We start from the raw sequence: 21,867 nt of genomic DNA on the forward strand, positions 1-21,867 counted from the left end.
GGTGCCTGCCAACGGCGGCCCCGCCTTAGGGATGGCTGCGCAGGATTTTCAAGGCGGCGGCATGGATATCCGCATTGGCCGCGGCCAGCACCTGTCCACCTGCATGGACCGGCGCGCCGCACCAATCGGTGACGATCCCGCCAGCAGCCTCGATCACCGCGATAGGGGCTTGCACGTCATAGGCGTTCAGCCCCGCCTCGATCACCAGATCGACCTGCCCTGCCGCCAGCAGCGCATAGCCATAACAATCCATCCCATAGCGGGTCAGTCGCACCTGCCGCGACACGGCCTGAAACGCAGCCATTTGCGCAGGCGTGCCGATTTCGGGAAAGGTGGACAGCAGGATCGCCTGATCCAAACCGCGCGGCGCGCGCGTGGCCAGCGGCGCGGTCCCCATTGGGCCGGTCACATCTGCCTGACCGAAACCGCCCGCAAACCGTTCGCCGATATAGGGCTGGTCGATGATCCCGTAGACAGGGCCATCCGCATCGCCCACCGCGATCAGCACACCCCAAGTCGGCGTGCCGCTGATATAGCCGCGCGTGCCGTCAATCGGGTCAAGCACCCAAGTCAGCCCAGATGTGCCGGGGGTCTGGCCGTATTCTTCGCCAAAAATGCCGTCATAGGGGCGTTCGCGCGCCAGAACATCGCGCATCGCCTGTTCGGCAGCACGGTCGGCGATCGTCACGGGGTCGAAATGGGAAAGGGCTTTGGTATCAGCCACCAGGGCCGCAGTGCGAAAATGCGCAAGCGTCACAGGCCGTGCCGTATCTGCCAAAAGATGGGCGACCCGGATCAGGTCGGCCTGCGTTGCTTGATCCACTTTACCTGTCAACCTGTGCTGTGTCTGACACCTTGCGGTAACGCAGCACAGGTTGACAGGCAAGTTGGTTTAGGCGGCTTCGCTCAACACGCGGGCCAGATCGAACAGGCGGCGGCGCTGGTTTTCGGGAATTGCATAATAGGACCGCAGCAATTCCAGCGCTTCTTTATCTGTCAGAATATCACCCGGCATGTCGCTGATTCGCGTCTCTACTGCAGGTTGCGCATCATAGCCTTCGAAAAAGAACGAAACCGGGACGCCCAATACATTCGAGATATCCCAAAGCCGCGACGCGCTGACGCGGTTCATGCCGGTTTCGTATTTCTGGATCTGCTGGAACTTGATCCCAACATTTTCCGCAAGCTGTTGTTGCGTCGTCCCATTCATCCAACGGCGATGCCTGATCCGCTTGCCCACATAGACGTCGACAGGATGCTTCATTGTTTTTTCCTATTCACAAAGAGGCCGCCTGCTTGTCATCAGAAAGGCCCAATTAAAAACGTAAAATTTGAACATTCAACCGTTCGTGCTGTGCCCAGAAAATGCCACTATTCATTTCTGACACGCAACGGTTGCAGTTAACATCCTACCCTTAAGTACAGGTAATATGCATAGGGTGACCACAGGACAACCGCAATGCGCGGTCGCATTGCGCCAACATGCGATGCTACACCTTGGAGTAATATCATTAAAAAGGATTCGATCCAATGCGTGCATTTCAGGTGTCTTCCTTCACCAACCCGCCGGCCCTTGTCGATATCGCAGCCCCGCTGCCCGCACCAGGCGAAGTGCTGCTGGATATCGCGGCATGCGGTTTGAACTTTGCTGATCTGCTGATGGCCAAAGGATCATATCAGGACACACCCATGCCACCCTTTACCTTGGGCATGGAAGTGTGCGGTACGGTCACGGCCTTGGGTGACGGCGTGACGACGCCCGCCATCGGCACCCGCGTTGCGGTTTTCGGTGGTCAGGGCGGCATGGCGGAACAGGGCGTGTTTCCCGCAAACCTGTGCCGGCCAGTCCCCGACAGCATGAGCGCCGAAGTCGCGGCCGGTTTCATGGTCGCCTATGGCACATCGCATCTGGCGCTGACCCATCGCGCGCGCCTGCAACAGGGGGAAACGCTGCTGGTGTTGGGGGCCGCGGGCGGTGTCGGTCTGACGGCGGTGGAAATCGGCAAGGCGTTGGGCGCGCGAGTGATCGCCGTGGCGCGCGGCGCGGACAAGCTGGCGGTGGCGCAGGCGGCTGGCGCGGATCACGTCATCGACAGCGACACGCAGGACATCAAGGCCGTGGTCAAGGCGCTGGGCGGGGCCGATGTGGTTTATGACCCTGTTGGTGGCGATGCGTTCAAGGCGGCACTTGGCGCGTGCAGACCGCAGGCGCGCTATGTCGTGATCGGCTTTGCCAGTGGCGATGTCCCGCAGGTGCCTGCCAATATCCTGCTGGTCAAGAATGTAGACCTGATCGGGTTCTATTGGGGCGGCTATCTGAAATTCCGCCCCGACCTTTTGTCCGATTCTCTGGCCGAGCTGTTGGGCTGGCTGGCAGATAGCCGGCTCAAGCCGCATATCAGCCATGTCCTGCCCTTGGCGCAGGCGGAAAAGGCGCTGGATCTGATGCGCAGCCGCGCCTCGACCGGTAAGGTCGTGATCACGCCATAGCCGGAGCCTGCAACGTATAAAACCCGTCACGGATGAACCCCGCCAGATCGCGGATCACCGGATTATCGGTGTCGGCGTGGTAAAGGTTAACGTTGAAATCCCGCAGGTCAGGCAAAGCGCCGCCATGCGCGATCCGCTCAAAATGGCGCGGCTCTGCCCCCGCCAGCATCGTGTGAACGGCCAGATCGGCGCTGACTGTCGCCTCGATCGTGCGGCTGGAATGGCTTTCGACCGCGATTTCCCAAGAGATACCCGCCACGTCCAATTGGCGCTGCACGAAGCCGCGAAAAATGCAGCGATGTTCATAGGCCAGCCGCAGGGGTCGTTCCTTCCAGATCTGCCCGCCCGGCGCGCCCAACCAGACCAGCGGGATCGCGGTCAGCGTTTCGCCATCTTGGCCCACGCTGTCCTCGGTCGTCAGGATCATGTCGATGCCCCCGCGCCGGTATTCATCCAGCAGGGTGCTGGTAAAGGACGATGATAATTGCACCCGCATACGCGGATAAGCGGCGGCAAAGCGGCGCAAAACCTGCGGGATCACCGGATAGATGATGTCATGCGGCACGCCCAAGGTGACCTCACCTTCATAAGCGTTGGATGTCAGCCTGCCATAGATTTCATCGTTCAACACCAGCATACGCCGCGCATAGCTAAGCAATTGTTCGCCCTGTGCTGTCAGCGCGATACCGCGGCCCGCGCGGTCAAGCAGTGGCGCATCAAGCGATTCCTCTAACCGCTTGAGCTGCATCGACACCGCCGATTGCGTCAGATGCAGCAGGCCTGCCGCCTTGGTCACGCCGCCGGTATCAGCGACCGCCACGAAAGACCGCAGCGCGGTCAGGTCCAGATTGCGCGGCATATCAACATTCCTGATGGTTTAGCTATCAAACATTCATTTCACTTATAACGTGTGCGTCAGTACATATCAAGCATCACGATGTAAACGACGCCATTCATCAGGAAAGGAAATGTCATGGCCAGTTTTTCACATGCAGGTATCTGCATGGACACCAAGCGGCGGCCGCCTTTGTGGTCACGGATCATGCAGGCAGCGCAGCTTGCACGGCAACGCCGCGCGCTTGCGGCGCTTGATGCGCATATCTTGTGCGATATCGGGATCACCGCTGACGACGCACAGGCAGAGGCGGGCAAACCGGTCTGGGATGTCCCCCGCCATTGGCTGGCATAGGCCAACAGCGCCACAGGTGCGACATTCTTGCGCAAAACACTCGGAATAGGGGCGCGCTGCGGCAGAAAGTCTTGAAAATGGACATGGGCCTGCCAATATGTTGCCCAATGATGCCGCCCCCGGCGTCGCTGTCTTTTTTTTGGAGGGAAACATGGCTCAATACGATACCATTCGCACGGCCGGTGGGGTCCGCACGGCCGCAATCGACGAGGGCCTTCGCGCCCATATGAGCAAAGTCTACGGCACGATGTCCGTGGGCATGCTGATCACCTTCGCCGTGGCCTGGGCCGTCGGCACCGCCCCTGCCCTGCTGGGTGTGTTCCGTGACCCGATCACGCTGCAACCCAATATCCTGGGCTGGATCGTGATGTTCGCGCCATTGGGGATGATCTTTGGCTTTGGTGCCATGATCAACCGCTTTTCGGCTGCTGCCGCACAGACATTTTTCTATGCTTTCGCCGCCGTCATGGGCCTGTCGATCGCGTGGATTTTCGTGGCCTTCACCGGCATGTCGATTGCACAGATCTTTTTGATCACCTCGATCGCCTTTGCGAGCCTCAGCCTGTACGGCTACACCACCAAAAAGGACCTGTCCGCATGGGGCACGTTCCTGATGATGGGCGTGATCGGGATTGTGGTTGCGATGATCATCAACCTGTTCCTGCAATCGCCCGCGATCATGTTCGCGATCTCGATCCTTGGCGTGCTGATCTTTGCAGGTCTGACCGCCTATGACACCCAGCGGATCAAGACCGAATATGTCGCACATGCTGCGCATGGCGATGCGGAATGGCTGGGCAAGTCCGCGATTATGGGCGCGCTGAGCCTGTATCTGAACTTTATCAACATGTTCATGTTCCTGCTGCAATTGTTCGGCAACCGCGAATAAGCGCAGGCAACGCAAACACAGGGGCTGGTGGAAACACCAGCCCTTTTTTGTTGTGCATGGCCCTGTTCTGGATGGCGCCAGTGGCGCAAACAAAAAGGCCGCGCAAATTGCGCGGCCTTTTGATTATCCAACAGGGGCTGGATCAATTACTTGATCTTGCCTTCCTTGTATTCGACATGCTTGCGCACGACGGGATCATATTTCTTGATCGCCATCTTTTCGGTCATCGTGCGTGCGTTTTTCTTGGTCACATAGAAATGCCCGGTCCCCGCGGTGGAGTTCAGGCGGATCTTGATCGTGGTTGGCTTCGCCATGTTCACTTCTCCGGCTTCGCGGGGCTGGGCCCACGGGTGTATCATTGAAGCTGCCTTTTACCGTGAAGCAGGGCCGAGTCAACCGCAAACGGGCGATTATCAGGCGAAGGTGTCGGTGATACCCGCCACCCGTAGGGCGGGGTTCACCCCGCCGCCCCGTTGGCAGGCATTGTAACGGCCCATAACGCCAGATAGCGTGATAGGACCATATTGCACCATCCGCCGCAATCACACAGGAAAGACGCCATAATGAGCTTGTTTCGCGCGATCTATACGTCCCAGCCCTTTGGATTTGACGAAACGATCCTCAGCAGCATCCTGATGCAGGCGCGCAAGGCCAATGCGCGTGACGATATCACCGGCGCGCTGATCTGCCGGGCGGATATCTATCTGCAATGGCTCGAAGGGCCGCAGGACAAGGTCCGCGACGCAATCCGCCGGATCAGCCATGATGACCGCCATCTGGAGGTGACGGTCCATGTCGCGGAACCCACCGATGCCCGTGTGTTCGGCGAATGGGCGATGCTGCATGACCCCGCCAAGACGTGGATCTGGTCACAGTCCGAGATCGCGGCCGGGGCATTGGACCGCGCGACCCCTGATGAGATCACCGGCTTCTTTCTGCGCCTTGCCGAAACCGCCGCAGCCGACAGCCTGTAACCCGCGCACAAGCGCAACACTGGCACTGGCAAATATCTATGTGTCGGTCGCCCAAGCGCCGGTGTCACGCAATCGCCTGTATGTCACCACAACCGGGCTGCGCGGCAGGATCATGGGCCCGACGGCCGAAACCACTGGTCCGGGCCAGTCGTGATCGGGTCTGAATGTCAATTGCGCGGATGGCCTATAAGCCGGATTCTGTCCAAGTGGCGAACCACCCTGGATGACCATTCATCTGGAGCGCCTGTTACCAGACGCCCTCTAGCTGCCAACCCGGACCGCTCGGGCTCAAGCCTCCCTGCGGCTGATATCCTCTGCAGGATCAACACCGCGCGCGGTCCCTATTTGGCATTGCTCCCGGTGGGGCTTGCCGTGCCGGTCCGGTTGCCCGTCCCGCGGTGGGCTCTTACCCCACCGTTTCACCTTTTCCCCGCTATACGGGGTAGTCTGTTCTCTGTGGCGCTTTCCCTGGGGTTACCCCCGCCGGGCGTTACCCGGCACCGTGCTTTGTGGAGTCCGGACTTTCCTCGAACCCGTGACAGGCCCGCAGCCATCCAGCCATCCGCGCAGGGCCAGTTAGGCAGCCTGCCCGCCCGCGTCAACGGGGAAACGGCGGGCAAGGTCTGCGATCAGGCCCGCATCGGTGCCATCCAGCGGGCCGCGCGCCCAAGGCCGGAACCGCAGGCGAAAGCATTGCAACAGCAAATCCGGATCATCCGTCGCGGTATAGCCAAAGGCACGCATACCGGCGGCGAAACCGGCAGGATCAGCCTGCCCCGCATCCGGCCAGACCGACAGGCCCTGCAATGCCAGCCTGCGCCAGTCGAACCGCGGGCCGGGGTCGATCTTGCGCTGCGGGGCCATATCGGAATGGCCGATCACGCGCGCGGGCGGGATATGCCAGCGCGGCATGATCGCGCGCAACAGATCCTCTAGCGCGTCCATCAAAGGGGCGGCAAAGGGGCTGACCCCGTCATTAGCAAGCTCGATTCCGATGGAATGGCTGTTCACATCCGTGACCGCCCCCCAGCGGCCAGCGCCTGCATGCCATGCGCGCAACTCCTCGGGGACCAGCGACAGGACCGTGCCATCCTGCGCGATCAGATAATGGGCAGAAACCTGCGTGGCAGGGTTGCACAGCGTGTCGCAAGCAGCGGCGGCGCTGGCCATGGCGGTGTAATGGATCACCACCATGTCAGGCCGCGCGCCATCGCGGCGCGGCCCGCAATTGGGCGATTGACGGTCCGCGCGGATCAGTTCTGCACGGCCCGGCGAAACGGCTCCGGGTCCCAGCCGCAGGCAAAACCGTCGCCATCGGGGTCGATGCCAAGCCGGTCACGTTCCGGCCCGCCGCGGGCCAGAAAATCACGCTGCGCATCATCTGCCGTGGCATAGGCCGCGCAATTGCGCTGGAACCGCGCCTGACCGGACAAAAGCGACCGGCTGTACCATTCCTGCCCTTTGGCATTGGGCGCGTTCAGCGCATATTCCACGATATTGGGTCCGGTGGTTGCGGGACGGACCGGCAAGGGTTGCGGCGCAATCTGTTCCTGAGCGGCAATCGCGGCCTGACGGCGCTGTGCGTCGCTTTCAATGGTTTCACGCCCGGCGACAGCATCAAAATCCTGTTCATCGGAAATACCCGTATTGGTCGCGATCTGCGGCACAAGACCAGGCTGCGCAGGTGATGACGCAAGCGGCGCGCCTGTGCCGCCTTGGCCGATACCTGCCGCAGCAAGATCGCTGGCAGCTATCACACCGCCAACAGGGCCGATCGGGGTGGATTGTACGGCCGGTGGCGGCGCGAAAGGATCGACCGCCCCTGCCAATGCCGCCTCGCGGCGGGCGCGGTCGGTATCGAAATTCGACAGGTCATCAAAACCGACGCCGCGCGGGCGGTCGAATTGCTGCTGTGCGCAGGCTGACAGAACAAGCGCACCGACCAAGATCAAGAGACCTGTTTTCATGCCATCCACACCCATATCACCTGATTTCACCCAATCGAAACTACCACCACTTGGCGGGCTTGGCCACAAAGCCTGCCGCCGTTTCCAGCCGGTAGGCGATGTTGAGCAATTCTGCCTCTTCCCACGGGCGTCCAATCAATTGCAGCCCCAGCGGCAGCCCCTGCGCGTCGCGCCCAGTGGGCACCGCGATGCCGGGCAGACCGGCAAGGTTCACGGTGACGGTGAACACATCGTTGAGATACATCTTGATCGGGTCCGCATCCGCCATTTCCCCGATGCCAAAGGCCGCAGACGGCGTCGCAGGCGTCAGGATCGCATCGACACCGGCGGCAAAGGCATCGTCAAAGTCCCGCTTGATCAGGGTCCGCACCCGGCGCGCGCGGTTGTAATAGGCATCATAGAACCCCGCCGACAGCACATAGGTGCCGACCATGACACGGCGCTGCACCTCTGGGCCAAAGCCTTCGGCGCGGGTCTTTTCATACATCTGCGTAATGCCGTCGCCTGCGCCTAGCTTCGCGCGGTGGCCAAAACGCACGCCGTCATAGCGCGCAAGGTTCGAAGACGCCTCGGCCGGGGCGATGACGTAATAGGCGGGCAGCGCGTATTTTGTATGCGGCAGGCTGATATCGACGATCTTGGCGCCGGCGTCGCGCAGCATCGCGGTGCCGTCGGACCAAAGCTTTTCAATTTCGGCGGGGGTGCCATCCATCCGGTATTCGCGGGGGATGCCGATGGTCTTGCCCTTGATGTCGCCGGTCAGGGCCGCCTCGAAATCCGGCACAGGCAGATCGGCGCTGGTGCTGTCACGGGCGTCATGGCCGCACATCGCCTGCAACATGATGGCGCAATCGCGCACGTCCTTGGTCATCGGTCCCGCCTGATCCAGCGACGAGGCAAAGGCCACGATGCCCCAGCGCGACACGCGCCCATAGGTGGGTTTCAAACCGGTGATGCCGGTAAAGGCCGCAGGCTGGCGGATCGACCCGCCGGTATCGGTGCCGGTGGCGGCAAGGCAGAGGTCAGCAGCAACAGCGCTGGCCGACCCGCCCGAAGAGCCACCGGGGGTCAGGTTGCGGTCGTCGACCTTCCAAGGGTTGATCGCTGGCCCGTAGACGGATGTTTCGTTGGACGAGCCCATGGCGAATTCGTCCATGTTCAGCTTGCCCAGCATCACGGCACCGGCATCGAACAGCTTGCCAGTGACGGTGGATTCGTATTCCGGCTTGAAGCCTTCCAAGATGCGGGACGCGGCCTGCGACGGCACACCCTTGGTGCAGAACAAATCCTTGATCCCCAGCGGGATGCCACACATCGCGGGGGCATCCCCAGCCTTGATCCGCGCATCGGCGGCCTGCGCCTGCGCCAATGCGATCTCAGGGGTTTTATGCACGAAAGCACCCAAGGCATCGGCACCCTCGATGGCGGTCAGGCAGGCCTGCGTAATCTCGGCGCTGGTGACATCGCCTTTGCGCATGGCGTCGCGGGCACCGGCGATGGTCAGTTTGGTCAGATCGGACATTATTCTACCACCTTTGGCACGGCAAAAAATCCTTCGCGCGCATCGGGCGCGTTTTTCAGCACGGCGGCCTGTTGGTTGCCGTCGGTCACCACATCAGCGCGGCGTGTCAGCCGCTGTGGCGTGACAGAGGTCATCGGCTCGACGCCGTCGACATCAACCTCGTTCAATTGTTCGATGAACCCGAGGATCGCGTTGAATTCAGAGGCGAGCGCGGGCAGCGCCTCTTCGGCAACCTCGATGCGGGCAAGCTTGGCCACGCGGCGGGCGGTTTCGGTATCAATCGACATTGGCAGAACTCTCCGGTGCAATCTTCCTGCGCGTTTAGCGGTCTCGGGCCGCGCCCGCAAGCATATGGCGGCGGTAAACAAGGATCATCCATGCCAGCATCACTGCATTGAAGACATGCCACAGGAAATGAGTGCCAAAAGGCAGGAGATTGCACAGGGTTTCATCAACCGACCGCGCGCTGATCGACAACGCCAACAGCACAGCCCCCGTCAGGAACCCGCGCGTGATCTGGGGCGTTTTGCGCAAGACCAGCGCGTAGATCACCAGCAGGATCGGCACGGTCCAGTAAAAGGCGGAAATGCCGAAAAACGGCAGCATCCCCAACAGCGGCACCATGATCGCGGCAAAGGGGATAAACAGCGCCGTCGCCCCCAAGGCAGACCAAAGCCCCAGCCCGATCACGTCACGATGCACGGCGAAAAGATAAAGCAGGATGAAGGCCCCGATGGGGACGACATCCATGAGCGCGGACCAAAGTGTCGCGAAAGTGTGAAACAGCAAGCTGCCAATCCCGATGGCAAACACGATCGCGGCCAAAGCACGCGCCAGTGGCAGCCCCGCCGTGCGTGGCCAGACCCAAAGGGCGGCGACAAGAAAGGCCAGATTGGTCAGCGCGTTGATCGGTTCGGACCAGAACCCGGGGTCGATCCTTTCGCAATAGGCGTCGATATGGCTGTGCCAGTCCATGGGGGGCTTTCAGGGGCGGGGTGGAAAAACTTTTATGCCTCCGGCGGGAGTATTTTTGGAAATAAGAAGATGTAATCAGCGTTTTGCGGCGAAGAAATCGCGCAAGAGCTGTTCGGCCGCTGTGGCGCTGATGCCGTCATAGATATCGGGCCGGTGGTGGCATTGCGGATGGGTGAAGATGCGCGGGCCTTGGGCCACGCCGCCCGATTTGGGGTCGGCTGCGGCGTAGTAAAGCCGCGCAATGCGCGCATTGCTGATAGCGGCGGCGCACATCGGGCAAGGTTCAAGCGTGACGTAAAGATCGCAGCCCGTCAGCCGTTCTTGCCCCAAGGCGGCACAGGCGGCGCGGATCGCGAGCATTTCGGCATGCGCGGTCGGGTCGTTCAATTCGCGTGTGCGGTTGCCCGCCTGCGCGATGATCGCGCCATCCTGCGTGATCACGGCACCGACCGGCACCTCGCCGCGGGCGGCGGCGGCGCGCGCCTCGGTCAGTGCGATATCCATATGCGAGCGAAAAACCATGGCTGAGTGATGCCTGCGCGCGCAATCTCTGGCAAGGGCCGATCAAAGCGGCTAAGGGTGCGCGATGAGCAATGATACACCCCAGGGCGACCGGATCGCCAAAGTCCTGTCGCGTGCCGGTGTCGCAAGCCGCCGTGACGCTGAACGCATGATCACCGAAGGCCGCGTCAGCGTGAACGGCAAGGTCATCACCAGCCCTGCGCTGAATGTCACCGATGCCGACCGGATCGTGGTGGATGGCAAGGCCATGCGCGCGCCCGAGGCCCCGCGCATCTGGCTGTATCACAAGCCTGCCGGCCTTGTGACAACCGAGCGCGACGAAAAGGACCGCCCAACGGTCTTTGCGTCTTTGCCCGAAGACATGCCACGGGTGATGTCGGTCGGCCGGCTGGACCTGAATTCCGAAGGCTTGTTGTTGTTGACCAATGACGGCGGCGTCAAACGGCGCTTGGAATTGCCCAGTACCGGTTGGTTGCGCCGCTATCGCGTGCGCATCAATGGATCGGTCAGCGAGGCGCGGCTGGAACAATTGCGCGCGGGCATCACGGTGGACGGTATCCGGTATCAGCCGATGATCGTGACCTTTGACCGCCAGCAGGGCGCAAATGCCTGGCTGACGGTCAGCCTGCGCGAAGGCAAGAACCGCGAGATCCGCCGCGCGATGGAGGCGATCGGCGTGACCGTAAACCGCCTGATCCGTGTCAGCTATGGCCCGTTCCAGCTGGGCAACCTGGAGGCCGGCGCCGTCGAAGAGGTCAAGGGCCGCGTGGTGCGCGACCAGCTGGGGTTGAGCGATAAGGATCTGGGCAAGGACAGCGCCAAACCCACACGGGTCCGCAAGCCGGTCAACCGGCCCGTTACCGGCAAAAAACGGCAGGGCTGAGCGTTTCACGCTGCGATTTGATGTAAAACTCTCGTAATCGGCTGCGATGTTTCCTATCTGGTAATCAACCATGACAGGAGTACCATTGCCATGCTGCGTCTGATCCTGCTGCTGAGCTTTGTCGCCGTTCTGGCGCTGGGCTTTCTGGCTGTGCTGGGGGCTGTGCGCGTGATGGCGGGTGGTGCCGCAGACAAGGACCCAGAGCCGATGCCAGCCCCGTTTCGCCGGATTTCCTATATCGTATTGGTCGTGCTGATGTTCGGTGTGACAAGCGGCTGGCTGGGCTCGGCCTGATGGCACGGCGGTTTGGTGGCAGGTTCAGCCCCGACGCGGCCGCACCCCAGCCGCGCGCCGCTGCGGTCGATCCGGTGCGGATCAAGGCGGCGGGATCGCGCGGACGTGTTTTATATGTTCCGCCGATTGTGTTGGTGGTCACATCATTGGGTGCTGGCCCTGCGGCGCTTGTCACTGCTTTGGCCGGTGCGGGGATTCTGACGCTGGCCGCGTGGCTGTTGCAGGAAGGCCTGCGCGCACAGGCCGCCTATGACGCGCGCAAGATCGCGCGCCGCCCTATGCTGCCGCGCAAGATACTGGCCTCGGCGTTGACCGGGCTTGGCGTGGCGCTTGCGGCCCTGACCGGCGACAGCGACATCATGGGGTCGGCGCTATATGGGGTGGCCGCGCTTGCGCTGCATGTCGCGGCTTTCGGGATCGACCCTTTGGCCGACAAACAGGTCGCGGGACTGGACCGGTTTCAACAAGACCGGGTCGCGCGGGTGGTGGACGAGGCCGAGGCACATTTGGCCCAGATGACCGCCACCATCGCCAGCCTGAACGACCGCCGCCTGATCGCTCGGGTCGCCATATTTCAGCAAACCGCGCGGCACATGATCGCCACGGTCGAGGCCGACCCCCGCGATCTGACCAGCGTACGCCGCTATCTGGGCGTCTATCTGATGGGGGCGCGTGACGCGACGGCCAAGTTTGTGGCCCTGTATCGCCATACCAATGACACCACAGCGCGCGCCAAATACGAATCTTTGTTGACCGATCTTGAGCAGAACTTTGCCGCCCGTACCGAAAAGATACTGGTGGATGACCATGCCGACATGGATATTGAAATCAACGTGCTGCGGGACCGGTTGCAGCGAGAAGGCGTAAGCCTGAAAACAAAAGGGAACGAGTGATGTCAGAATTTACCCGTGAACAGGCCGCCAAGGCAGTCGCCGATGTTGAAAAGGTCACAGCCGTGGTGTTGCCCGACCTGCCCCGCGATCTGATCGTGCTGGACAGCGCCGATGCGCCGACCAAGACGGAAATCACCCGCCGCATGGCCGAAATCAGTATCGGGGATACCAATTCCATCGTGTCCTTCGGCGCATCCGCCCAGACCGATTTGCAGGCGATCAGCCAAAGCATGCTGGCCGGTGTGCGCAACAAGGATGTCGGCCCCGCCGGTGACAGCCTGCGCAATATGGTCACCACGATCCGGGGATTTTCGGTGTCGGAACTCGACGTGCGCCGCGACCGGACATGGTGGGAAAAGCTGATCGGGCGCGCCGCACCGATCGCCAAATTCACCGCCCGTTTCGAAGAGGTCCAAGGCCAGATCGACAAGATCACCGATGATCTTTTGCGCCATGAACATGTGCTGCTGAAAGATATCGAAAGCCTTGACATGCTCTATGACAAGACGCTGCAATTCTATACTGAACTGGGGCTTTATATCGCGGCAGGCGCGGCAAAACTGGCCGAGCTGGATGCCACGACCATCCCTGCAAAAGAGGCCGAAGTCGCAGCCGCCCCCGAGGATGCAGCGATGATGAAAGCGCAGGAATTGCGCGATCTGCGGTCTGCCCGCGATGATCTGGAACGCCGCGTGCATGACCTGAAACTGACCCGTCAGGTGACGATGCAATCGCTGCCATCCATCCGGCTGGTGCAGGAAAACGACAAATCCTTGGTGACCAAGATCAATTCGACCTTGGTGAACACGGTGCCTTTGTGGGAAACCCAGCTGGCGCAGGCGGTGACGATCCAGCGGTCAAGCGAGGCGGCAAAAGCCGTGCGCGCGGCCAATGACCTGACCAATGAATTGCTGACCGCCAATGCGCAGAACCTGCGCGACGCCAACAAGATCATCCGCACCGAAATGGAACGCGGCGTATTCGACATCAACGCCGTCAAGGCCGCGAATGCCAATCTGATCGCCACAATCAACGAAAGTCTGGAAATCGCGGACGAAGGCAAGCGTAAACGCGCCGAGGCCGAGGCCGAAATGCAAAAGATGGAAGAAGAGCTGAAACAGACCCTGTCAGCGGCGCGCGCGCGCAAAACCGGCGGCGGCGACAGTATCGGCATCGCCACAGGTCGCGCCTAGGCAATGAGGACCCCGGCCCGGCAATCACTGGCGCTGGCCATTTTCGCGGCGGTTCTGGCCGGATGCGCCGCTGCGCCTGCGCCAGAGCCTGTCACGCTGCCAGAGCCCCCCATTGCCGGGCCTGACCAACCTGTGTTGCGCGACCCCAGCCTGACCAGCCGCGCCCTGATGGCCCATTACGCCAATTTGCAGACACAGATGCTGACACAGAACCTGCTGCGCAGCGATGGTGGCGCAGCCGACACGCCCTATACCGACACGATGCTGGCGCGGAATTTCGCGCAGATCGCCCTTGCCACCGAATATGCGGATAACAGCGATTTTTCCGTCTACCGGCAAGGCGACAGCACTCTGCGCCGGTGGCAACAGCCGATCCGGATGAATGTGCTATTCAGCGATACCGTGCCGCTGGCCCAGCGCGATCAGGACCGCACCAGCGTAGCGGCCTTTGCCGGGCGCCTGTCGCGCCTGACCGGCGTGCCAATCCGCCAAAGCGACGACAACCCCAATTTCCACGTCCTGTTTCTGGACGAGGATGACCGCCGCGCGGCCGCGCCCCTGATCCGCGCCTTGGTGCCAAATATCTCTGGCGCGACATTGCGTGGCATCATCAACCTGCCCCGCGACCAATTATGCCTTGTCGCTGGGGTATTCCCGCCCGGCCAGTCCGGCTATGCGCAGGCCGTCGTGGTGATCCGCGCCGAACATCCCAGCCTGATACGCGCCGCCTGTATCCACGAGGAACTGGCCCAAGGCATGGGGCTTGCCAATGATAGCGACACCGCGCGCCCTTCGATCTTCAACGACAGCGAGGAATTCGCGCTGCTGACGCGGCATGATGGCTTGCTGCTGCGCATCCTTTATGACCCCCGCCTTGCCGCCGGCATGCCCCCCGCCACCGCCGCCCCGATCGCCGCCGACATCGCGCGCGACCTGATCGCCGCAGGGGCCAGTTGACGCCCAATTTAAGGAAAACCGCCCATGTCCATTTTCGATTTTTTGTCCGGCCAGTTCATCGACGTCATCCACTGGACCGACAACACCCGCGACACGATGGTCTGGCGGTTCGAACGTTACGGCCATGAAATCAAATACGGCGCCAAACTGACGGTGCGCGAAGGGCAAGCCGCCGTGTTTGTCCACGAAGGCCAGCTGGCCGATGTATTCACCCCCGGCCTTTACATGCTCGAAACCAACAACATGCCGGTGATGACCAGCCTGCAACATTGGGATCACGGGTTCAAAAGCCCGTTCAAATCGGAGATCTATTTCGTCAACACGACGCGGTTTTCCAACCTCAAATGGGGCACCAAGAACCCGATCATGCTGCGCGATCCCGCATTCGGGCCGACCCGCCTGCGCGCCTTTGGCACTTATACGGTCCGCGTGGCCGATCCGGCCCTGTTCCTGCGCGAAATCGTCGGCACCGATGGCGAATTTACGATGGATGAAATCAGCTATCAGATCCGCAACGTCATCGTGCAGGAATTCAGCCGCGCGCTGGCGGCGTCAGGTATTCCGGCACTCGACATGGCGGCCAACACCGCCGATCTGGGCAAGCTGGTGGCGGGTGCCATTGATCCCACGCTGAAAAACTACGGCCTGTCGCTGCCCGAACTCTATATCGAAAACATCAGCCTGCCGCCCGCGGTGGAAAAGGCGCTGGATGCGCGCACCTCGCGCGGGATCGCGGGCAATCTGGACGATCATCTGAAATACAAAGCCGCCGAGGCGATGGCCACCGAAAACGCGGCCGCAGGGCAGGCGATGGGCATGGGCATGGGCGCCGCCCTTGGCATGCAAATGGCCAATCCGCAGACAGGACCTTGGGGGCCGGTCACGCCGCCCCCTGCCCCGCCACCGCCTGTCGAACATGTCTGGCACATCGCGGAAGGCGGACAGGTCAGCGGCCCTTATTCCAAGGCAGCAATGGGCCGCAAGGTGACCGACGGCACATTGACCCGCGCCAGCATGGTCTGGACCCAAGGGCAGGATGGCTGGATGACCGCCGAGGATGTGACCGAACTGGCGCAACTGTTCACCGTGATGCCACCGCCCCCGCCCGGCGCATGACCCCCAGATGACCCAACGCCGTCTGACAATCCTGCTGCATTGGTCGATGGTCATGATGCTTTTGGCCATGATCAAGGGTGGCAGCGCCAATGAAATCCTGCGCTGGGCCTTTGTCGGGGCGGGGACCGTCTGGCTGGCGATGACCGCCATGCGCGGCATGCTGGGCAAACCGGGGCCAAAGCTGCAAGGCACGCTGCGCATGGCCTATCCATGGATGCACCGTGGCCTTTACGGCGTGATGGCAGCCAGTGTGGCGATCAACGCAGCGGCGCTGTTGGGCTTTGCCAGTCTTGATCTGGCGTGGAACAGCCTGCTCGTGCTGTTGATGGTCGGCACATTTCACGGGTTGTTCCATTTCTGGCGGCATAATGTGCTGTATGACAACGCCCTGCGCATGATGCTGCCGCGTTTCATGCACAAGATTCTATGACCCCGAATTCTATGCCCCCGACCACCCCCGTCGATCACCGCTTTGCTTGCGATGCCTGCGGTGCGAATATGCGGTTCGATCCGCAGACCAACCAGCTTGTCTGCCAACATTGCGGCACCACCCAAGCCATGCCGCAGACCAACCTTACCGGCAGCATCAAGGAACTGGATTTCAAGCGCGCCTTGGCCCAGCGCCTGCCGCAGGCCGATCTCGAGATCACCCGCATCGTCGCCTGCGACAGTTGCGGCGCGCAGTTTGAATTCGACCCCGATATCCACGCCACGCAATGCCCGTTTTGCGCCAGCCCCGTGGTCAGCGACACTGGCACCCACCGGCATATCAAGCCTGCGGGGCTGTTGCCCTTTGCGCTGGATGAACCCACCGCGCACAAGGCGATGAACGACTGGCTGGGCCGCCTGTGGTTCGCGCCAAACGGATTGCAGGATTACGCGCGCAAGGGGCGGCAGATGACCGGCATCTATGTGCCTTACTGGACCTTCGATGCCGCGACCGCCAGCCGCTATACCGGCCAACGCGGCACGCATTATTACGTCACCCAGACCGTGATGCGCAACGGCAAGGCCAAACAGGTCCGCATCCGCAAGACCCGCTGGCGCGCCGTGTCAGGGCAGGTCGCGCGGTTTTTCGACGATGTGCTGGTGCTGGCCTCCACATCCCTGCCAAAACGGCACACCGACGGGCTGGAACCGTGGGATCTCAGCGCAGTTGAACCCTACAAGCCCGATTACCTTGCCGGTTTCCGCGCCGAAGGCTACCAGATCGCGCTCGAAGACGGGTTTACACAGGCGCGCGGCTATATGGACCGGATGATCGCGCGCGATGTGAAATACGACATCGGCGGCGACGATCAAAGGATCGGTCAGATTGATACGCAGATCAGCGATGTGACCTTCAAACATATCCTGCTGCCAATCTGGCTGGCTGCCTATAAATACCGCGGACAAAGTTACCAATTCGTGGTCAACGGACGCACCGGACGGGTGCAGGGCGAACGGCCCTATTCGGCATGGAAGATCGCCTTTGCGGTGGTCATCGGTGTGATCTTGGCAGCGGGCGCAGGATTTGTTATCGCTAACAGCCAATAGTCTGAAAGTGATAAGATGATCCTGTGTTGCGGTGAAGCCCTGATCGACATGTTGCCGCGCCAAGCGGGAGAAGAGGCCTGTTTCGCTCCCCATGCTGGCGGCGCGGTGTTCAACACGGCCATCGCACTCGGGCGGCTCGGTGCGCCGGTGCAATTCTTTTCCGGCCTGTCATCGGATCTCTTCGGCACCATCCTGCGCAACCAGCTGCATGCCTCTGGCGTCGATGCCAGCCCCGCCGCGATCAGCGACCGGCCCACAACGCTGGCTTTCGTGACGCTGACGAACGGCCATGCCGCCTATGCGTTCTATGATGAAAATACCGCAGGCCGGATGCTGGCACCCGCTGATCTGCCGGATACACGGGCAGACGCTGTATTTTTTGGCGGCATCTCGCTGGTCGTGGAACCCTGTGCCGCCGCCTATGAGGCGTTGATGCTGCGCCAAGCACCGCGCGCGGTGATCATGATCGACCCCAATATCCGCCCCGGTTTCATCAAGGATGAACCCGCCTATCGCGCGCGGCTGGACCGGATGCTGGCGCGGGCCGATATCATCAAGATCTCGGACGAGGATCTGGCTTGGATCACTGGCAATACCGACGCCGTAGCCCTGCGCGCCGCCACCGGTGCCGCCGTCATGTTGCTAACGCGCGGTGCGGATGGCGTGACTGTCGTCACAGCGGCAGGCAGTTTCGACGTGCCTGCCGTCAAGGCCGATGTGGTCGATACCGTGGGTGCGGGCGATACGTTCAGCGCAGGGTTTCTGGCTTATCTGGACGCGCAGGGGCTGCTGACCAAATCCGCCATTGCGCTGGCTGACGGCGATGTGCTCGCGCGCGCTGCGGCCTTCGGCGCAAGGGTCGCCGCCATCACCGTCAGCCGCGCGGGTGCCAACCCGCCCTGGGCGTCCGAGCTGTGAGGGCGCTGGTCCAACGCGTCAGCACCGCCAGCGTCAGCGTGGATGGCGCAGTGATCGGCCAAATCGGACAGGGCCTTTTGATCCTTGTCTGCGCGATGGCGGGCGACACACCTGACGCATCCGCCAGCCTTGCCGCCAAGATCGCCAAGCTGCGCATCTTCAAGGACGCCGATGGCAAGATGAACCAAAGCCTGCTGGACACAGGCGGGTCCGCCCTAATCGTCAGCCAGTTCACGCTGGCCGCCGACACATCACGCGGCAACCGCCCCGGTTTTTCCGCCGCCGCCAGCCCCGATCAGGGCCGCGCGCTTTATGACCAATTCATCGCCGACATCGGTGCCTTGGACATCCCGACCGCCACAGGATCATTCGGCGCGGATATGGCGGTGGCACTGGTCAATGACGGGCCGGTCACAATCTGGCTCGATGTCTGACTGCATCTTCCGAGCGTAAATATCCCCGCCGGAGGCTTGAAAGTTTTTCGGCACTGCCACAGGGCAGCTAGATAGGCAGACGCGGCAAATGCTTGCCGACCCGGCTGACAGCAAAGATCAGCACCGCCACGCAGATGATCGACGGGCCAACCTGCGTGTCGAAATGCACCGCCAGCCGCAGCCCGCCCAAGGCCGACAGCGCCCCGATCGCCATGGCGAAAAACGCCATCCGTTCCGGCGTGCTGGCAAAACTGCGCGCTGATGCCGCCGGAATGATCAGCAGCGCGGTGATCAGCAAGGCCCCGACAACCTTGATCGCGACCGCCACAACAGCAGCGACCAGCACCGTCAGGATCAATTGCTGGCGGCGCGGGTTGATTCCCGCCGCATGGGCCAGATCAGGGTTCAGCGTCGCAGTCAGCATCGCGGACCATTGCCACCACAACACCCCGACCAGCAGCACGCCACCACCCCAGATCACCGCCAGATCGGCACGGGTGACGCTGAGCACATCGCCGAACAGATAGGCGTCAAGGTCAATCCGCTGCCCTGGCACCAGCGTCACCGCCACCAGCCCCAGCGCCAGCGCGCCATGGGCCAGCACGCCCAGGATCGTATCGACAGCAACCGCCTGCCCGCTCAGGCTGTGGATCAGCACCGCCATGCACAACGCAACAATGCCCACACCCAGCGTGATCGAAGTGCCAAATAATAACGCCAGCGCCACGCCCAGTATGGCGGCATGGGCGGTCGCATCGCCAAAATAGGCCATCCGCCGCCAGACCACGAAACAGCCAAGCAAGCCCGCCGCAACCGCCGTACCAACAGCAGCCAGCGCCGCGCGCAACAAAAAATCATCCAGCATTATTCTGCCGCCTCCGGATGATGATGGCCGTGATCGTGGTCATGTTCATGCCGGTAAAGCGCCAGCGCGCCACCCGTGCCGGTGCCGAACAATTCACGATAAGCGGGTGCTGCGGTCACGACTTCGGGCGTGCCTTCACAGCAGATATGGCCATTGAGGCAGATCACCCTGTCGGACGCGCTCATCACCACATGCAATTCATGGCTGACCATCAGCACGGCGCAGCCAAGGTCTTGGCGCACCGCGGCGATCTGGCGGTAAAACGCGGCAGATCCGGGCTGGTCCAGCCCTTGGGTCGCTTCATCCAGCATCAGCACATGCGGATTCGCAAGGATCGCCCGCGCCAGCAACACGCGCTGGAACTGCCCACCTGACAATTGCGACATTTGCTGGTGGTCCAACCCCGCCACACCCGCTGTGCGCAAGGCCTCAGTAGCCGCCTTGGCAGGCACCGGTTTGGGCAGGTTCAGAAACCGCGCCACGGTGATCGGCAGGGTCGGGTCAATATGCAGTTTCTGCGGCACATAGCCGATGCGCAGGCCGGGCGCGCGGGTCACGCTGCCTTTTTGCGGCGTCAGCGCGCCGATCAGCAGGCGCAGCAACGTGGATTTGCCCGACCCGTTGGGGCCGACAATCGTCACGATCTCGCCTTGGTCCAGCGACATACTGACATTCTGCAAGACCTTTTGGCCACCATGGCCAAAGTCGATATGGCGCGCGTCGATCAGGCGCATGCGGCGGCATCCGGCTGGCAGGCGGGGCAGATGCCCTCGGCCTCGATCATCGTCTGTTCCAGCTGGAACCCGTTGGCCGCCGCCGCCTGCGTCAGGCTGCGCGAACTGGCCTGCGCCTCGGCCACGGTGCCGCATTTGCGACAGATCATGAAGGCCGGATCATGCGCCGCACCGGGATGCATACAGGCGATAAAGGCGTTCAACCGCTCGATCCGGTGCGCGAACCCCTGTTCCACCAGAAAGGTCAGCGCGCGATACGCAACCGGCGGCTTGGACCCCAGCCCTTCGGCGTCAAGCCGCGCCAGCACGTCATAGGCCCCAAGAGCACTGTGGCTTTCCAACAGGATTTCGAGCACCCGCCGCCGGACGGGGGTCATACGGACCTTGCGCGCCGCGCAAGCAGTATCCGCCGCCGCCAAAGCCACGCTGATACAGCTGTCATGATCGTGGCGGGCAAAGGCCATCGGGTCTTGGGACATGGGTACGCCTTGTTATGATATAACATATCAAATATAGCAGCAGCGTGAAATCACCACAAGGACCACAATATGATTCGTTTTTTGTCGCTTTGCGCGCTTGCGCCCACCGCCGTCTTTGCCCAGGTGCCGCAGGTGATGACCGATTTCGCCCCCGTCCACAGCCTGACCGCGCAGGTCATGGGCGATCTGGGCGCGCCTGATGTCTTGCTGCCCGCTGGCGCTGATCCGCATGATTACGCGATGCGCCCCAGCGATGCCGCCAAACTGGGCGCAGCCGATCTGGTGTTCTGGACCGGTCCCAGCCTGACGCCGTGGCTGAGCGATCTTCTCGATACGCTCGCCCCAAGTGCGGCACAGGTCGCCTTGCTGGATGTGACCGGCTGGGACAGATTGCCGATCCGCGATATCCAGCAATTCATCATGCCAGCTGCCGAGGACGACCACGGGCATGACGATCACGACGACCACAAAGACGACCATGATGATCACGGGCATGACGACCATGACCACGGCGATTTCGATCCGCATGCTTGGCTTGACCCGACGGTCGTGCAGGTCTGGCTGGCGGCAATTGCGGATCAGCTTGGCACCGCTGATCCCGACAATGCCGCAACCTATACCGCCAATGCCGATGCGGCGATTGCCCGCCTGACGGCGCTGGATGCTGAACTGGCCGCGCAATTGGCCCCTTTCGCGGGTCTCGCCTATATCCTGCCCCATGATGGCTATCAGTATTTCGAGGCCCGCTACGGCCTGAGTGCCGCCGGGGCGATTGCGGGCATCGACGCACGCACGCCCGGCCCCGCACAGGTTGCCAGCCTGCGTGACCAGATGGCCGACAGCAATATTGTCTGCGTGTTAAGCGACGCCGAAATCGGCGATCGTTGGGCCACCGTCGTGACCGAAGGCACGGGTGCGCGCACAGCACAGATCGATGGTGTCGGCGCGGGTCTGGACGGTGGCCAAGCGCTTTACGAAGCCCTGCTGCGCCGACTGGCCGATGATTTTGCCGCCTGCCTTGGCGGTGCGTAAACGGC

The 21,867-nt window shown here is 62.0% G+C and carries 28 protein-coding genes and 1 other RNA gene; 15 read left to right on the forward strand and 14 right to left on the reverse strand.

Annotation, left to right across the window (positions count from 1 at the left end):
- Positions 1–25 precede the first annotated feature (25 nt).
- Positions 26–823: an inositol monophosphatase family protein gene (locus ACPF9B_RS08700; protein ID WP_424176766.1), complete on the reverse strand. Its 798-nt coding sequence runs from the start codon at positions 821–823 to the stop codon at positions 26–28.
- Positions 824–892: 69 nt separating this feature from the next.
- Positions 893–1,264: a helix-turn-helix domain-containing protein gene (locus tag ACPF9B_RS08705; protein ID WP_007204270.1), complete on the reverse strand. Its 372-nt coding sequence runs from the start codon at positions 1,262–1,264 to the stop codon at positions 893–895.
- Between the two features lie 266 nt (positions 1,265–1,530).
- On the opposite strand from ACPF9B_RS08705, the gene ACPF9B_RS08710 reads away from it, so the two are divergent.
- A complete protein-coding gene (locus tag ACPF9B_RS08710; protein ID WP_007204269.1) occupies positions 1,531–2,490 on the forward strand; it encodes an NADPH:quinone oxidoreductase family protein in 960 nt (319 codons plus the stop codon).
- On the opposite strand, the gene ACPF9B_RS08715 is transcribed toward ACPF9B_RS08710, so the two are convergent.
- The gene (locus tag ACPF9B_RS08715) at positions 2,480–3,349 is read right to left on the reverse strand and encodes a LysR family transcriptional regulator (protein WP_424176769.1); all 870 of its coding nucleotides are present in this window, start codon (positions 3,347–3,349) and stop codon (positions 2,480–2,482) included. The genes ACPF9B_RS08710 and ACPF9B_RS08715 overlap by 11 nt on opposite strands.
- Before the next feature lie 114 nt (positions 3,350–3,463).
- Between ACPF9B_RS08715 and ACPF9B_RS08720 the strand changes: the two genes are divergently transcribed.
- Both ACPF9B_RS08720 and ACPF9B_RS08725 read left to right on the forward strand, forming a co-directional pair.
- Positions 3,464–3,679: a DUF1127 domain-containing protein gene (locus ACPF9B_RS08720; RefSeq protein ID WP_165474480.1), complete on the forward strand. Its 216-nt coding sequence runs from the start codon at positions 3,464–3,466 to the stop codon at positions 3,677–3,679.
- Positions 3,680–3,830: 151 nt separating this feature from the next.
- Entirely contained in the window at positions 3,831–4,568 is a 738-nt protein-coding gene (locus tag ACPF9B_RS08725; RefSeq protein WP_040483055.1) for a Bax inhibitor-1/YccA family protein, read from the forward strand.
- A 146-nt stretch (positions 4,569–4,714) separates the two neighbouring features.
- On the opposite strand, the gene rpmG is transcribed toward ACPF9B_RS08725, so the two are convergent.
- Positions 4,715–4,882, reverse strand: a complete 168-nt coding sequence (rpmG, locus tag ACPF9B_RS08730; protein ID WP_007204264.1) for a 50S ribosomal protein L33 — start codon at positions 4,880–4,882, stop codon at positions 4,715–4,717.
- Positions 4,883–5,131: 249 nt separating this feature from the next.
- Here rpmG and ACPF9B_RS08735 point away from each other — a divergent pair, with 249 nt between their 5' ends.
- Complete coding sequence (locus ACPF9B_RS08735) at positions 5,132–5,542, forward strand: BLUF domain-containing protein (RefSeq protein WP_213396377.1); 411 nt, start codon at positions 5,132–5,134, stop codon at positions 5,540–5,542.
- 171 nt (positions 5,543–5,713) lie between these two features.
- Here the strand turns inward: ACPF9B_RS08735 and rnpB are convergent.
- The 7 genes from rnpB to ACPF9B_RS08770 form a co-directional block, all read right to left on the reverse strand.
- Positions 5,714–6,108: RNase P RNA component class A (rnpB, locus tag ACPF9B_RS08740), an RNA gene on the reverse strand.
- Between the two features lie 10 nt (positions 6,109–6,118).
- The gene (locus ACPF9B_RS08745; protein WP_424176772.1) at positions 6,119–6,736 is read right to left on the reverse strand and encodes an N-acetylmuramoyl-L-alanine amidase; all 618 of its coding nucleotides are present in this window, start codon (positions 6,734–6,736) and stop codon (positions 6,119–6,121) included.
- Between the two features lie 59 nt (positions 6,737–6,795).
- Positions 6,796–7,509 (reverse strand): hypothetical protein, encoded by a 714-nt coding sequence (locus tag ACPF9B_RS08750; RefSeq protein WP_424176774.1) that lies wholly within the window; start codon positions 7,507–7,509, stop codon positions 6,796–6,798.
- A gap of 40 nt (positions 7,510–7,549) precedes the next feature.
- Entirely contained in the window at positions 7,550–9,031 is a 1,482-nt protein-coding gene (gene gatA / locus ACPF9B_RS08755) for an Asp-tRNA(Asn)/Glu-tRNA(Gln) amidotransferase subunit GatA (protein WP_007204259.1), read from the reverse strand.
- A complete protein-coding gene (gene gatC / locus ACPF9B_RS08760; protein WP_007204258.1) occupies positions 9,031–9,318 on the reverse strand; it encodes an Asp-tRNA(Asn)/Glu-tRNA(Gln) amidotransferase subunit GatC in 288 nt (95 codons plus the stop codon). The genes gatA and gatC overlap by 1 nt, the downstream gene beginning before the upstream one ends.
- Positions 9,319–9,352: 34 nt before the next feature.
- Positions 9,353–10,006: a hypothetical protein gene (locus ACPF9B_RS08765; protein WP_424176777.1), complete on the reverse strand. Its 654-nt coding sequence runs from the start codon at positions 10,004–10,006 to the stop codon at positions 9,353–9,355.
- A 75-nt stretch (positions 10,007–10,081) separates the two neighbouring features.
- Complete coding sequence (locus ACPF9B_RS08770) at positions 10,082–10,528, reverse strand: nucleoside deaminase (RefSeq protein WP_424176779.1); 447 nt, start codon at positions 10,526–10,528, stop codon at positions 10,082–10,084.
- A 64-nt stretch (positions 10,529–10,592) separates the two neighbouring features.
- On the opposite strand from ACPF9B_RS08770, the gene ACPF9B_RS08775 reads away from it, so the two are divergent.
- From ACPF9B_RS08775 to dtd, 10 genes are all read left to right on the forward strand, one after another.
- Positions 10,593–11,411 (forward strand): pseudouridine synthase, encoded by an 819-nt coding sequence (locus ACPF9B_RS08775; protein ID WP_007204255.1) that lies wholly within the window; start codon positions 10,593–10,595, stop codon positions 11,409–11,411.
- Positions 11,412–11,501: 90 nt separating this feature from the next.
- Positions 11,502–11,705 carry a hypothetical protein gene (locus ACPF9B_RS08780; protein ID WP_007204254.1) on the forward strand — a complete coding sequence of 68 codons (204 nt, stop codon included), beginning with the start codon at positions 11,502–11,504 and terminating at the stop codon, positions 11,703–11,705.
- Positions 11,705–12,598 (forward strand): 5-bromo-4-chloroindolyl phosphate hydrolysis family protein, encoded by an 894-nt coding sequence (locus ACPF9B_RS08785; protein WP_424176781.1) that lies wholly within the window; start codon positions 11,705–11,707, stop codon positions 12,596–12,598. Before ACPF9B_RS08780 ends, ACPF9B_RS08785 begins: the two co-directional genes overlap by 1 nt.
- Positions 12,598–13,791 carry a toxic anion resistance protein gene (locus ACPF9B_RS08790; protein WP_007204252.1) on the forward strand — a complete coding sequence of 398 codons (1,194 nt, stop codon included), beginning with the start codon at positions 12,598–12,600 and terminating at the stop codon, positions 13,789–13,791. The genes ACPF9B_RS08785 and ACPF9B_RS08790 overlap by 1 nt, the downstream gene beginning before the upstream one ends.
- 3 nt (positions 13,792–13,794) lie before the next feature.
- Positions 13,795–14,748: a DUF2927 domain-containing protein gene (locus ACPF9B_RS08795; protein ID WP_424176784.1), complete on the forward strand. Its 954-nt coding sequence runs from the start codon at positions 13,795–13,797 to the stop codon at positions 14,746–14,748.
- A 24-nt stretch (positions 14,749–14,772) separates the two neighbouring features.
- On the forward strand, positions 14,773–15,864 hold the full coding sequence (locus tag ACPF9B_RS08800; RefSeq protein ID WP_424176786.1) for an SPFH domain-containing protein: 1,092 nt from the start codon (positions 14,773–14,775) through the stop codon (positions 15,862–15,864).
- A gap of 7 nt (positions 15,865–15,871) precedes the next feature.
- Positions 15,872–16,294: a hypothetical protein gene (locus ACPF9B_RS08805; RefSeq protein ID WP_007204249.1), complete on the forward strand. Its 423-nt coding sequence runs from the start codon at positions 15,872–15,874 to the stop codon at positions 16,292–16,294.
- Entirely contained in the window at positions 16,291–17,400 is a 1,110-nt protein-coding gene (locus ACPF9B_RS08810) for a primosomal protein N' (replication factor Y) - superfamily II helicase (RefSeq protein ID WP_424176788.1), read from the forward strand. Before ACPF9B_RS08805 ends, ACPF9B_RS08810 begins: the two co-directional genes overlap by 4 nt.
- Positions 17,401–17,415: 15 nt before the next feature.
- On the forward strand, positions 17,416–18,318 hold the full coding sequence (locus ACPF9B_RS08815; RefSeq protein ID WP_424176790.1) for a carbohydrate kinase family protein: 903 nt from the start codon (positions 17,416–17,418) through the stop codon (positions 18,316–18,318).
- Complete coding sequence (dtd, locus tag ACPF9B_RS08820; protein ID WP_424176792.1) at positions 18,315–18,752, forward strand: D-aminoacyl-tRNA deacylase; 438 nt, start codon at positions 18,315–18,317, stop codon at positions 18,750–18,752. The genes ACPF9B_RS08815 and dtd overlap by 4 nt, the downstream gene beginning before the upstream one ends.
- A 67-nt stretch (positions 18,753–18,819) precedes the next feature.
- On the opposite strand, the gene ACPF9B_RS08825 is transcribed toward dtd, so the two are convergent.
- Genes ACPF9B_RS08825 through ACPF9B_RS08835 form a run of 3 tightly spaced genes read right to left on the reverse strand, consistent with a single transcriptional unit; the run spans position 18,820 to position 20,830 of the window.
- A complete protein-coding gene (locus ACPF9B_RS08825) occupies positions 18,820–19,617 on the reverse strand; it encodes an iron chelate uptake ABC transporter family permease subunit (protein WP_424176794.1) in 798 nt (265 codons plus the stop codon).
- The gene (locus tag ACPF9B_RS08830; protein ID WP_424176796.1) at positions 19,617–20,351 is read right to left on the reverse strand and encodes an ATP-binding cassette domain-containing protein; all 735 of its coding nucleotides are present in this window, start codon (positions 20,349–20,351) and stop codon (positions 19,617–19,619) included. Before ACPF9B_RS08830 ends, ACPF9B_RS08825 begins: the two co-directional genes overlap by 1 nt.
- Entirely contained in the window at positions 20,342–20,830 is a 489-nt protein-coding gene (locus ACPF9B_RS08835) for a transcriptional repressor (RefSeq protein ID WP_424176798.1), read from the reverse strand. The genes ACPF9B_RS08830 and ACPF9B_RS08835 overlap by 10 nt, the downstream gene beginning before the upstream one ends.
- Positions 20,831–20,899: 69 nt before the next feature.
- On the opposite strand from ACPF9B_RS08835, the gene ACPF9B_RS08840 reads away from it, so the two are divergent.
- Positions 20,900–21,862, forward strand: coding sequence for a zinc ABC transporter substrate-binding protein (locus tag ACPF9B_RS08840; protein WP_424176800.1), 963 nt, complete (start codon positions 20,900–20,902; stop codon positions 21,860–21,862).
- The last annotated feature ends 5 nt before the right edge of the window (positions 21,863–21,867 follow it).

The sequence above is a fragment of the Yoonia sp. TsM2_T14_4 genome (genome assembly GCF_049602355.1).
In the GTDB taxonomy this organism is placed as follows: Bacteria; Pseudomonadota; Alphaproteobacteria; order Rhodobacterales; family Rhodobacteraceae; genus Yoonia; species Yoonia vestfoldensis_A.